This is a genomic window from Streptomyces javensis, assembly GCF_039525925.1.
GTDB classification, from domain to species: domain Bacteria; phylum Actinomycetota; class Actinomycetes; order Streptomycetales; family Streptomycetaceae; genus Streptomyces; species Streptomyces asiaticus.
This window is the reverse complement of the sequence record NZ_BAAAIF010000011.1, coordinates 86,953-99,407: the sequence shown is the minus strand read 5'-3', so window position 1 is coordinate 99,407 and position 12,455 is coordinate 86,953. Positions and strand designations below refer to the sequence as shown.

Here is a 12,455-nt window from a genome sequence, read left to right as displayed (position 1 = left end):
CCGTCGCGATCAGGCCGGATTCGGCTGGGCCAGCAGGGTGTTGATCTGGGAGACCATCGTGCGCACCGCGCTCCGCGCGGACGACGAGCCGCCCAGCGCGGGGTCGAGCGCCTGGCACATCCGGGTCTGGAAGTCCGAGCCGGAGCCCGCGAACCACACCGGCGGGTCGAGCACGAGCTGCTTCGCGGCGCCCGCGTACTCCGACTGCGGGCGCAGCTTCGCGTACTGCGGGGACGAGACGGCGGGTGTGTACGCGGGGATATGGCCCGCCGTCGCCCAGGTCAGCCCGGACCGGACCAGCTCGGCCACGAACCGGTGGGCGCGCCGCCTGCGCTCGGGATCCGGGTTGTCCTGGTGCGGCAGCACCAGGGCGTGGCTGTCCGAGGCCCCGGCCGGACGGTCGTAGAAGGTGGGGATGGGGGCGCCGCCCAGCTTGTCCTTCAGGGCCGCCTTGTACGTGGCCATGTCCCACTCGCCCGAGAAGATCATCGGGGAGCGGCCGTTGGCGAAGGCGGCGATGGCCGTCTGGACGTCCATGGTGCGGCTGTCGCGCGTCAGGTCGGCCATGAAGCGCACCACTTCGACGGCGGTGTCCTCGTCGATCTCGGCCCGCTTCCCCGTGAGGTCGAAGGTGGCGCCGGTCTGGCTGAACAGCGTCCAGAACATCCGCCAGCCCATCGCCGCGTCATTGGCGTGGCCGAAGACCGGCCCCAGCTCGCCGCCGGACCGGCGGAGCTTGTCCATCAGCTCCAGGGCGTGTTCCGGCGATTCGAAGGGCACCAGCTGACCGTCACCGGTGAGCAGCCCCGCCTTGTCCATGACGTCCCGGTCGAAGAAGACGACGAACGGGTGGGTGTCCAGCGGAACGGCGTACGGGTCTCCCTGGTACAGACTCCGCTTGACGAGCGTCTCGTTGAGGTCTTCCTGCTTCAGGCCGAACTCGGCCAGCAGATCCAGGTCCCAGGGGTCGAGCAGACCACCGGGGGCGTAGCCCGCCAGCCGGGTCAGATGCATGATCGCCACATCCGGCGACCGGCCACCCGCCGAGGCCATCGCCAGCTTGGTGTAGTACGGCGGGCCCCAGTCCAGCACCGTCGTCCTGACCTTGAGACCCGGGACGCGCTTCTCCACGTTCCGCGTCATGGTCTTCATCAGTTCGCCGTCGGGGCCGGTGAACAGGGTCCAGTACTCGATCTCGTCCGCGCTCCGCACGCTCCCGGCGATCGAACCGCAGCCGCTGAGCGCGGACGCCGACACGGCGGCCCCCGCCCCGTACACCGCGCCTCTCAGCAGACCACGCCGTGACAGGCCGCTCATCGCCCCTCCTCACCGGCCGGGCGCTCGAAGGCGGCGGGGCGCTGCTGCGCCGCGCGCAGCCGCTCCACGTCCAGCTTGCGGCTCCGGTCGAAGCGGTAGACACCGTTCTGCTCCTGGAACACATCGGTGAGCTGGGTGTAGCAGTAGCCGAACATCAGGGGGTCGTCGAGCAGCGCCCCGGTCAGCCCGGCGAAGCGGGTCTGGAACTCCTCCTCGGTCCGCGGCCGCTGCCCGTACCCCCAGGACACCTCGCGGTCGTCCCCGGCCGCCTCATTCGCCTCCTCCGGGTTCCACCAGATGCCGCCGAACTCACTACAGAAGTAGGGCTGGCCGCGGTACGGCAGCGACCACACCGCGTCGGTGTCCTTCCTTCCGGGGTTTCCCCGGTTGTCGGGGTTGAGATACGGGGCGTCCTTGTCCAGCCCCGCCATCTGGTGGCGGAACGCCTCCGGGTCCTGCTCATAGCTGTGCGAGTCGTAGACATCGGTCTCGGCCACGCGGTGGGAGTAGCCGGAGGCGTCCAGGACCGGACGGGAGGTGTCGGCGGCCTTCGTGGCCAGGAACATGCCCCGGGTGACATCGTCAAGGACGGTCTGCCGGTCGTGCAGCTCCTGGTGCGTCTCGTTGAGCGGGCACCAGCCCACGATCGACGGATGGGAGTAGTCCCGCTCCACGGCCTCCAGCCACTGGGTGATGAATCCGGCGGTGGGCTGCTGGTTGTCCTGGGTGGTGCGCCCGGTACTGGCTCCCCAGTCGCCGAACTCGCCCCAGACGAGATAGCCGAGCCGGTCCGCGTGGTGCAGGAAACGCTCCTCGAACACCTTCTGGTGCAGCCGCGCCCCGTTGAACCCCGCGGCCAGCGACAGCTCGATGTCCCGGACGAGGGCGGCGTCGTCGGGCGCGGTCATCAGCCCGTCCGGGTACCAGCCCTGGTCCAGGACGAGCCGCTGGAAGACCGGGCGGCCGTTGAGCAGCAGCCGCTTGCCGTCGATGGCCACCGACCGCAGTCCGGCGGTGCACTCGGCGCGGTCCACGACTCCGCCGGCGCCGTCCAGCAACTCGATCCGCACCCGGTACAGATGGGGGTCCTCCGGAGACCACGGCCGCCGCCGGTCCTCGGGCAGCGCGAGCACCATACGGGGGGCCAGATCCAGGTCGGCCCGCACGTTCGCCTCGGCCACCGGCCGGCCGTCCGCGTCGCTCACCCGGGCCGTGATCCGGTGGCCCGGGCGGTTGGCGCTGAGCGGCAGTTCGAGGTGGAAGGCGCCGGACGCCAGGTCCGGGGTGATCCGCGGCCTGCGCAGATGGACCTCGGGCACCGGCTCCGCCCACACCGTCTGCCAGATGCCGCTGGTGCGGGTGTAGTGGCAGTCGCTATTGGCGTAGTCGGTGGCCTGCTTGCCGCGCGCCTGGACGCCGTGGCGGGCGTCCCGGGCCCGTACGACGATCACCACTTCCGCGTCGCCGCCGGCCGCCCCCGCCACCACGCCGAGGTCGGCGGTGAAGGAGGTGAAGCCGCCGCTGTGCCGGGCCACTTCGCGGCCGTCGGCCCATACGGTGGCGTCGTGGTCGACGGCCCCGAAGTGCAGCAGCACCCGCCGGCCGGCCCAGCCCGCGGGTATCCGGACCGTGCGCCGGTACCAGACCGCGGGGTGGAAGTCGGTGTCCCCGATCCCCGACAGCTCGGACTCGGGGCAGAACGGGACCAGGATCCGCCCGTCCAGCTCCTGGTGCACCAGACCGCGCTCGAGTCCGCTGTCGCCAGGGTCGAAGGCGAACTGCCAGCTGCCGTTCAGATTGAGCCAGTCCTCACGGACGAAACTGGGCCGGGGATATTCGGGTCGTGGAACGTCGTTCGACACTTCGGGCGAGGTGATGTCCGGGTGGGCCATGGGATCTCCGGGAGGGCGGGGGATTCGACCGGGCAGGGGTATGCCATCACCCGTTTACATCGATGTAAAGATCCCGCGCAGCAACTTTTGCCACGACCTCGGACGGCCGGCGGTGGGCCTGGCTAGATCTCGCCCTTCTTCACCTTGTAGAGCTCGATGTCCGCGTTGGCGAAAAGGTGCACATAGCCGCAGTTCCAGCAGATCAGCCCGGTGGCCGATTCGTTGGCCCAGCCGAACGTGAACAGCTCCATGCCGGTGCTGTTGAGCTTCACCTCGCGATCCCGGAAGAGGTCGCCCTTGCAGAACACACATGTGATCCACACGTCTCCGATAGCCGCACGCACAGGCTTGGCCACGCTCTTTCACCTTTTCCGGCCACCGAAGTGGCCCCCGTCTCGCGTCAACAACGGTGATCAGCATAGGACGGGGGCCCACTCGGCGGGTCAGCCGCGATAGGTGTGCAGGTAGTCGAACCGCGCGAGCGCGCCCGCGGTGTTCTGCGCGACCAGCCCGATCCTGAGCTTGCTCGACGTCGGCAGGGTCCAGACCCCGGTGTGTACCCAGCGCACACCGTCGGTGCTGGTGGCGGCGCGCACCTCGGTCTCGTCCCGCGCGGTGTCGGCGTGGTACGACAGCCGCATCCACAGCGTGTCCGCGGGCGGGCCGCCGAACATCGGCCCGTAGGCCACCGGCGTCGGCGGTGTGGTGGTGGGACGCTCGCCCTCCTTCGCGAACTCGGTGAGATGCGTGGTCTTCCCGTCCGCGTGGCTCACCGGAAGCACCGCGTGCACCAGCTTGTAGTAGCGGTCGTCGTTCCCGTACAGCACCAGCCCGGCCTGCTGATTGGTCCGCCCCGGGGCGAACCGGAGCCTGGTCTCCACGGTGTAGTCGCCCGGTGGAGCGTCCCGGGTCAGCACCGACGCCGTATTGGTGCCGAGGTAGAGCTCCGCGCTCTGAGTGGGCCAGGACAGGGCGCCATCGGACATCGTGACCCCGGACGCCGGTCCGCGCACCCAGGACCACGGCGAGCCCGCGGTGGTGCCGGGGACGGTGGCGGTGTCGAAGTCATCGCTGTAGGCGGGCAGCAGCGGGCCCGGCGCGTGCTCGGGGACGCGGCTGGTGACCGGTGTGAAGAGTGCCGAGGCCCCCGCGTTGTCGGCCGCCGCACCGGCGCCGCGGGCGGCCACCCCGACCTTGCCGGGGCGGACCGCCGCCGCGGGCAGCGGCCGCTCCTGGGTGGCCACCGCGTCCCGCAGCCGGTCCGCGCTCACCTCCACGGTCATCCGGTTGCCGCGGATCTCCGCCGTCACGTTGTGCCAGGTCTCCCAGGAGAAGTCGGGCGGCAGCGGGGTCGTACGGGTGCCACGGCCGCGGCCGTCGACCCGTACGTCCGTCACCAGCGCGTTGCGCTGCCGGTCCAGCCACGCCACCACGTAGTCGTCCGGGCCGGAGTAGCCGGCCAGCAGCCCGGCCGCGCCGGTGGCCGAGGCGACCGCCGGTTCGGCCTCGGCGCGCCGGGCCGCCGGGGCGGACCGGTCCGAGACCAGGTGGACGGGGCCGGTGGGATTCCCGCGCGGTGTGACGAAGCCCCGGGCGTCCTGCTCGCGGCCGATGCGCCAGCGGTCCGTGCCGGATCCGCCACCGCCGTGCCACCCCTTCAGCGAGCCGTCGTTGAAGGTGCCGCCCGCGGCCCAGGAGGCCACGGGGGCCCGCTGTGCGCCCTGGGAGGCGCCCGCCCCGGCCCGTACCACGGGCCAGCCGTCGATCCAGTCCAGCCGGTCCATCAGCATCGGTCGCTTGGACAGCTTCAGCGTGCCGCCCGCGGCCGGTTTCAGATCCGGGTCGTCGGAGGAGATGGCGTGGTAGACGAGCCAGTCCTGGCCGGACAGATCGGTCTGGAGGGCGTTGTGCCCGGGGCCGATCCAGCCGTTGCCGTTGGCGGTCAGCACCACACCGCCCTTGCTGGTGGCGGCCGTCAGCGGAACGCCCTGGTCGTCCACGAAGGGCCCGGTCGGGCTGGTGGCCCGGCCGACCTTGACCTGATAGCCGCTGTAGGCGCCGTCGCAGCACCCCGCGTCGGAGTAGAACAGGTAGTAGTGGTCACCGCGCCGGACGACGAACCCGCCCTCCATCCGGCGGCCCTGCGCCACTTCGGTCACCGCGCCCTCGATGCGGGTGCGGTCGGCGTTCATCTTCGCCACGCAGATCGTGTCGTAGCTGCCCCAGTACAGATACGGCTGACCGCCCTCGTCCGTGAACTGGGCCTGGTCGATGTTGCCGGTGGCGCAGCCGCTCGGCGAGGGCAGTACGGCACCGCGGTCGGTCCAGGGGCCGGTGGGGGTGGGCGCGGTCGCCACGCCGACGGTGTTCCCGGAGGACACCGAGTAGTAGAGGTTGTAGTGGCCGTTCACATAGCGGATGTCGGGGGCCCACAGCCGGGCGCCCTTGTGCCAGGCGGGTTTGGTCTCCGGGGTGAAGACCTCCCCGGCGTACTCCCAGTGCGCCAGGTCGGCCGAGCGGAGGATGGGCAGCATCCGCTCACCGTCCTCGCCCTTGCTCTGGAACACCGGGTTCTGGGTGCCGTACGCGTACCACAGGCCGTCCTTGCCCCGGATCATCACCGGGTCGGGGAAGGTGTCGACCACTCCGGCCGTGAGCGGGTTGTGGTACGTGGTCGCCTGGTGGACCGTCGTGGCGCGCTCCGCCGCCGGGCGTGCGGCGGCCGTCGCCCGGGCCGCGGGCAACAGCCCGGCCAGCAGCGCGCACAGCACCGCGGCGACGAGCGTGCCGGGACTGTGTCGAGGGCTCGGTCTACGGCTTCGTCTCATCTACGCGGTCCCTTCCGGCTCGAAGGAGCTCAGGCTCGGGTCGTAGTCCAGATCCCCGATGTCGAACATCGGGGTCATCCAGTGGTAGAAGTTGTCGCCCCGCTCCCGCAGCAGGTCGTACAGGCGGCGCATCAGACGGCGGCGCACGGGCAGCAGTTCGGGGTGCTCATAGCGGTTGGTCAGCTCATGGGGGTCGGTGTCCAGGTCGTAGAGCTCGTTGACCGACTCGGGGTTGACGATGAGCTTGTGGCGCTCGTCGCGGATCATCCGCTGCGGATACGGGAAGTGGTGGCCGTGGAACTCGGCGAGCAACTCGGCCGGCCACCGCGGATGCTCGCCCCGCACCAGCGGCACCAGGCTCCGGCTGTCCACGGCAGGTGAGGTGTCGCAGCCCGCGAGGTCCAGGATGGTGGCGGTGCAGTCGGTGAGACTGACGAACTCCTGGCGCACCTGAGGGGCTTGCCCGGGGATCCGGATGATGCCGGGGATGCGGTAGATGTCCTCGTACATCGCCGGGCCCTTGTCGTGCAGCCGGTGGGCGCCGGTGAACTCGCCGTGGTCGGCGGTGAAGAACACCGAGGTGTCATCGGCGAGACCGAGTTCGTCGAGGCGGGTGAGGATGCGCCCGATCTGCTCGTCGATCAGCGTGACATAGCCCCAGTAGACCGCGATCAGCTTGCGGGTGACCTCGATCGGGATGGTGTCGAAGGTCCAGTGGGCGCTGTAGTTGCGCTGTACCGGTGGCTTTCCCTCGAAGGTCTCGGCGATCGAGGCGGGCAGGTCCACCAGGTCGGGGTCGTAGCGGTCGAAGTAGGCGTCGGGCAGCAGATACGGCAGATGCGGTCCGAAGAAGTGGGTGGCCAGGTAGAACGGCCGCCCGTCCGCGGCGTAGCGCTCCAGCTGCTCGATGGCGCGGGTGGCCAGATAGTGCTCGAAGGTGGCCTCCACCGGCTGGTGCAGCCGCGCCGCCAGCAGATTGCCCGGATTGCCGTTGGGCGTGGTGCCGCGTACGGAATCGGATATCCGGTACGGCGGCAGCCCCCGCTCCTTCAGGTACGCCGTGTAGTCCGGGTGGTCCACGGGGTTGTGCCAGCCGGGCAGATCGGGTCCGTCGAAGCCGTACGAGGCGGCGTTGCGGTGGGTGCCGACATGCCACTTGCCGACCAGGCCGAGCTGGTAGTCGCGCTCGGCCAGGGCACCGGGAAAGGTGAACGCGTCCTCGCGCAGATCCTCCAGATAGCCGACGTTGCGCTCGTAGTTGGCCAGCAGCCGGTGGCGGAAGGGCGCCTGCCCGGTGAGCAGACTGGCGCGGGCCGGGGTGCAGATGGCGGTGGGGGTGTAGAAGCGGTCGAAGCGGGTCCCGGTCGCGGCCAGCCGGTCGAGGTTCGGCGTGGCCACATGCGGATTGCCATAACAGCCGAGGGTGTCGACGCGGTGCTGGTCGGTCATCAGGAACAGCAGGTTCATCGGGCGGCCGCCTTCGTGTAGAGGTCACCGGCGTAGAACGAGGACGGGTCGGGAGCCTTCGGCAACTGCCCGGTCCGGACGAAGAACTGGCTCATGCCGTCCAGCCACTTCTCGACGGTGCCGTCCTTGGTCCTGGCCACCAGCTCGGCGGTCGTCATCGTCTTCACGTGCTTCGCGTCCGCCGCGACCTTCGCCTCATCGGCCTTGAGCAGCTTCGCGGCCAGCGCGATGGACTCCTTGACGTGCGCGGCCCGCCAGTCGTTGGCCTCCTGGAGGACCTTCACGACCTGTCGATCGCGCTCCGGCTTCGCCTTGGCGGCGGAGACGAACGCGGTGGGGAAGGAGGAGCCGGGGAGGTCCTCGGTGCTCGCCACCTCGTTCATCCCCGGCACCTTCTCCTTGATGGTGTCGATGAGCGGATACCAGATCCCGGCGCCGTCGATCTGCCCGGAGGAGAACGCGGAGACCACGGTGGGCGCGTCCATCACCACCTTCGAGATGTCCTTCATCGTCATCCCGGCCTTCTGGAGCGCCAGATTGAGCGCCATCTCACCGGAAGTGCCCTCGGGGACGCCGACCTTCTTCCCTCTCAGGTCCTGGATCGAGTCGATACCGGGCCTGGCGATGACCCGGTCGGCGTAGGTGAGGGTGTCGATGGCCACGATGGTGGCCTTGCCGGAGGCGGGCAGCCACAGCGCGCCGGGACCGATGTAGCCGTAGTCGAGATTGCCGGTGCGCAGGGCCTGGATCTGGACCGGCCCGTTGACGAACACCTTGGGCTCGGCGGTCAGGCCGTGCTTCTTCCACAGACCCCGCTCCTCGGCGATGGCCAGCAGGCTGGCGCCGTTGTAGTCGGCGATGTAGCCGAACCTGACCGCGGAGCCGCCGCCGCTGCCGGAGGACGAACACGCCGCCACCGACAGTGCCGCTCCGGTCGCGGAGAGTGAGATCATGAAGTCGCGTCGGCTCATCCTCATCTCGGGTGAGTCCTTTCGGAAAAGAAGTGCGGTGGGAGAGCGGGGTCAGGCGGCGGAGCCGGCCGGTGACTGGTGGTAGACGTGGGTCCAGACGTCGTTGCGGATGCGTGCGAACTCCGTGGAGAGCCGGATCTCCTCGGTCCGCGGATAGGGGAGGTCCACATCGATGACCCGGTGGATCCGGCCGGGCCGCGCGGCCATCACGACCACCCGCCCGGCCAGATACACCGCCTCGTCGACGTCATGGGTGATGAACAGGACGGTGCGCCGCTCCTGCGTCCAGGTGTCCAGCAGCTGGTCCTGCAACTGCACCCGGGTCAGCGCGTCCAGCGCCCCGAACGGCTCGTCCATCAGCAGTACTTCGGGGTCCACGGCGTAGGCCCGGGCGATGGCGCAGCGCTGTTTCATCCCCCCGGAGAGGGTCTTGGGCAGGGCGTCGGCGAAGTCCGCGAGCCCGACCAGGTCTATGGCGTGATCGGCGCGCCGCCGGCGCTCCGCGGCGGGGACGTGTGCCAGCTTCAGTCCGAACTCGACATTGCCGCGCACCGTCAGCCACGGGAACAGCGCGTACTGCTGGAAGATCACCCCACGGTCCGGCCCGGGCCCGGTGACCGGCGCGCCGTCCACCGTGACCGTGCCGGAGGTGGGTTCCACCAGTCCGGCCACCATGGACAGCAGGGTGGACTTGCCGCAGCCGGACGGGCCGACGACCGCGACGAACTCCCGGTCCCCGATGTCCAGGGAGACCTGGCCGAGGGCGGTGAAGGTGGTGTTCTTCATCGGGTACGTCTTGACCACGTCCCGGAAAGAGATCTTGGGGCTCATCGGCGCTCCTGCCACGCGGTGAGTCGGCGTTCGGCCAGTAGCAACAGCCGGTCCATGACCAGGCCGATGACACCGATGCTGATCAGGCCCACGAAGATCGTGGGCACGTCGTAGTAGGTCTGGGCGTGGACCATCTCGAAGCCGAGACCCTTCTGGGCGCCGATCATCTCGGCCGCCACCACGGTGGCCCAGGCCGCGCCGAGGCCGATGCGCATGCCGACCAGGATGAACGGCGTGGACGCCGGGATGACCACCTTGAGGAAGACGGTCCGGTCGGAGGCGCCGAGCACCCGCGCCGCGTCGATCAGCGTCCGGTCCACTCCGGTCACCCCCTGGAAGGCGGCCACCACACAGGACATGAACGCCGCCAGGAAGATGACGAAGATCTTCGGCGTCTCGCCGATGCCCATCAACACGATCACCAGCGGGATCAGCGCGAGTGGCGGGATCGTGCGGAAGAACTGGACGTACGGCTCCAGCAGGCCCCGGGCCACCGGGTACCAGCCCATCAGAAAGCCCACGGGCACGGCGACCACGGTGCCGAGCGCGAACCCCAGGAGCACCCGCTGGAGGCTGGCCAGCGCGTCCTCGGTGAGGGTTCCGTCGGAGAGCAGTTCCCGCGCCCGGGAGCTCACGGAGAGCGGGCCTGGGATGTCGGCGAGCCCCGCCGCGGCGGTCAGCGCCCAGAGGGCGATGGCCAGGACGAGGGCGATCAGATTGAACACGAGGGGGTGGACGGTGCGTCGTGCGCCGCGTGGCGCTTGTGGTGTCGTGGAGGTCTTCTCGGGTGCGGTGACCACCGTCATGGACGCCTCGCGGGGTACATGGGTCCTCCTCTTCGGCCCGGGATCGGGCCGGATCAGCCCGGAGGGGCCGGGTAATGGTTGAGCAGGGGGGATTCGCGCAGGACAAGGGCGATACCGCCCAGGGCGCCACCGGCCTCGCCGAGCGTCGCCGGCCTCAGGTCCACACGGTCCCGTGAGATCGGCATGATGTGTGCGCGCAGCGCCCGTTCGACCGGCTCGAAGAGCGGCGGGCCTGCCGCGGCCAGCTCGCCACCGAGCACGATCACCCCGGGGCCGATCGCGTTGCACACCGCCGCCAGCACGGTGCCGATATGGGTGCCGGTCGCCTCCAGCGTGCGCAGCGCCACCGGATCGCCGGCCTCCAGCGCCCCGAGGAGCGCGGCCAGGCCGTCCGCGTGGCCGCCGGCGCGGCGGTAGGCGGCGAGCACGGCGCCCACCGAGGCCACCGTCTCCAGGCAGCCGGTGGCGCCGCACGAACATCGTCCGTCGCCCGACTCGACCGCGATATGCCCGAACTCGCCGGACAGCCCGTACGCCCCGCGGTGCAGGGCGCCGGCCACCACCAGTCCGCCGCCCACACCGTGCGACAGCCGCAGATACAGCACGTCCTGACCGCCCGCGGCGGCGCCCCAGGTAGCCTCGGCGAGCGCGGCGAGCCGGGTGTTGTTGTCCACCAGCACCGGGGCCTCGAACCGCTTGCGCAGCAGGGCGGGCAGATCGGCGGAGGGGCACGGTTGCGCGGGCCCCGCGTCGGGGTTCTCGACGGGGCCGACCACACCCACCCCGATGGCGTTCAGCGCGCCCAGCCGCAGGGCGCCGTCGGCGAGCGTGCCGACCAGCCGCTCGGCCAGGGCGATCCGCTCCTCCCAGGGCAGCCCCGGGTCGTGCGGCTCACTGGCCGAACCGATCACCTCGTGGGCGACGTTGACCGCGGAGACATGCACCGCCCGGCGGGCGAAGTCGATGCCGATGGCCTGGCCCGCGCTGGGGTTGAGCGTCAGCGCCTCCACCGGCCGTCCCCGCCTGCGCGGAGCCGTTCCGGGCGCCGTGGCGACCACGGCGCCGCCCTCGATCAGCTCGGTGACGATATCGCTGAGGGTGGTCCGGGAGAGCCCGCTGTGCTGGCCCAGTTCGGCCCGGCTGAGCGGGCCGTGCTTGCGCAACAGGTCCAGTACCAAGTCTTCGTGGCCCCGCCGAAGCCGGGCCAGCGGGCCGTCCTGATGGGGGTGCATGCCGACCAGCATGCGCACGCCAATCTATTTCGTCAACACCCCGGAATAAAAGAGGGCTCGGCATCGCGGACGCGGCGGAAGCCGAGGTTGCCGGGGGAGTGCTCGCCTTCCCCGCCCGGCGCCCCACCCTCCTTCATCCCGCCCCACCACACCTGCTATAGCTGTTGGCTGACTCTTCATCACGGTGACATCTCCCGCCGCCGCTCAAGGAATGCGATCATGCTGACCTGAGCATGCCAACCCCCCACCTTCCCGGCGTGCGGTCACGCCGTGGTCGTTCAGGAGGACCCAGTGAAGAAGAGCTCGCGGATCGGCAGAGTGTCCGCCGTCCTCGGCAGCGCCATCGCGCTGGTCGTGGCCTTCCCGGGCAGTGCGCTCGCGGACCCGCCCACGGCCCTGCCCGCCAACGCGGACGGCACGGAGCAGACGTTCCAGCCGGCTTTCGACTACGACACCGACGGCTGCTACCCCACGCCCGCCATCGGCCCCGACGGGACGATCGCGGGCGGACTCAACCCGAGCGGCGCCCTCAACGGCCAGTGCCGCGACTCCTGGGACCTGGACAACACCAACGCATACTCCCGCTCCAAGTGCAACAACGGCTGGTGCGCCGTCATCTACGGCCTGTACTTCGAGAAGGACCAGGCCGTGGCCGGGAGCGGGCTCGGCGGCCACCGCCACGACTGGGAGCATGTCGTGGTGTGGGTGCAGAACAACGAGGCCAAGTACGTCGCCACCTCGGCCCACGGCAACTTCAACATCTACAACCGGGACCAGATCCGCTGGGACGGCACCCACCCCAAGGTCGTGTACCACAAGGACGGTCTGAGCACCCACTGCTTCCGCCCGGCGAACGCCAATGACGAGCCGCCGGAGAACCACCAGCACACCTGGCAGTACCCCGCGCTGGTCGGCTGGAACGGCTACCCCGCCGGGCTGCGCGACAAGCTGAGCCAGGCCGACTTCGGCAGCGCCACCCTCGGCCTGAAGGACAGCACGCTCAACTCCCACCTCGCGAAGGCAAAGCCGTCCGACATCCCCTTCGACCCCAACGCATAGGTGACACCGGCCCGGGAGGCGATGTGGCGCCAGCCCGCCTCCCGGGGCGGGG

At 70.3% G+C, this 12,455-nt stretch carries 10 protein-coding genes; 1 reads left to right on the top strand and 9 read right to left on the bottom strand.

Annotation, left to right across the window (positions count from 1 at the left end):
- Nucleotides 1-9: 9 nt before the first annotated feature.
- The 9 genes from ABD329_RS13135 to ABD329_RS13095 all read right to left on the bottom strand — a co-directional run bounded on the left by ABD329_RS13135 (nt 10) and on the right by ABD329_RS13095 (nt 11,356).
- Nucleotides 10-1,317, bottom strand: a complete 1,308-nt coding sequence (locus tag ABD329_RS13135) for an extracellular solute-binding protein (RefSeq protein ID WP_198279617.1) — start codon at nt 1,315-1,317, stop codon at nt 10-12.
- The gene (locus ABD329_RS13130; protein WP_198279618.1) at nt 1,314-3,209 is read right to left on the bottom strand and encodes a glycoside hydrolase family 2 protein; all 1,896 of its coding nucleotides are present in this window, start codon (nt 3,207-3,209) and stop codon (nt 1,314-1,316) included. The genes ABD329_RS13135 and ABD329_RS13130 overlap by 4 nt, the downstream gene beginning before the upstream one ends.
- Before the next feature lie 122 nt (nt 3,210-3,331).
- A complete protein-coding gene (locus ABD329_RS13125) occupies nt 3,332-3,565 on the bottom strand; it encodes a hypothetical protein (RefSeq protein ID WP_198280239.1) in 234 nt (77 codons plus the stop codon).
- A gap of 87 nt (nt 3,566-3,652) precedes the next feature.
- Nucleotides 3,653-6,037, bottom strand: coding sequence for a family 43 glycosylhydrolase (locus ABD329_RS13120; RefSeq protein WP_344316374.1), 2,385 nt, complete (start codon nt 6,035-6,037; stop codon nt 3,653-3,655).
- Complete coding sequence (locus tag ABD329_RS13115) at nt 6,038-7,504, bottom strand: sulfatase family protein (RefSeq protein ID WP_198280237.1); 1,467 nt, start codon at nt 7,502-7,504, stop codon at nt 6,038-6,040.
- Nucleotides 7,501-8,481: an aliphatic sulfonate ABC transporter substrate-binding protein gene (locus ABD329_RS13110; protein WP_198280236.1), complete on the bottom strand. Its 981-nt coding sequence runs from the start codon at nt 8,479-8,481 to the stop codon at nt 7,501-7,503. The genes ABD329_RS13115 and ABD329_RS13110 overlap by 4 nt, the downstream gene beginning before the upstream one ends.
- Nucleotides 8,482-8,526: 45 nt before the next feature.
- Nucleotides 8,527-9,306, bottom strand: a complete 780-nt coding sequence (locus ABD329_RS13105) for an ABC transporter ATP-binding protein (RefSeq protein WP_198280235.1) — start codon at nt 9,304-9,306, stop codon at nt 8,527-8,529.
- Nucleotides 9,303-10,112 carry an ABC transporter permease gene (locus tag ABD329_RS13100; RefSeq protein WP_198280234.1) on the bottom strand — a complete coding sequence of 270 codons (810 nt, stop codon included), beginning with the start codon at nt 10,110-10,112 and terminating at the stop codon, nt 9,303-9,305. Before ABD329_RS13100 ends, ABD329_RS13105 begins: the two co-directional genes overlap by 4 nt.
- A gap of 53 nt (nt 10,113-10,165) precedes the next feature.
- Complete coding sequence (locus tag ABD329_RS13095; protein ID WP_198280233.1) at nt 10,166-11,356, bottom strand: ROK family transcriptional regulator; 1,191 nt, start codon at nt 11,354-11,356, stop codon at nt 10,166-10,168.
- A 279-nt stretch (nt 11,357-11,635) separates the two neighbouring features.
- Here ABD329_RS13095 and ABD329_RS13090 point away from each other — a divergent pair, with 279 nt between their 5' ends.
- Nucleotides 11,636-12,403 carry an NPP1 family protein gene (locus tag ABD329_RS13090; protein WP_198279176.1) on the top strand — a complete coding sequence of 256 codons (768 nt, stop codon included), beginning with the start codon at nt 11,636-11,638 and terminating at the stop codon, nt 12,401-12,403.
- Nucleotides 12,404-12,455: the final 52 nt, after the last annotated feature.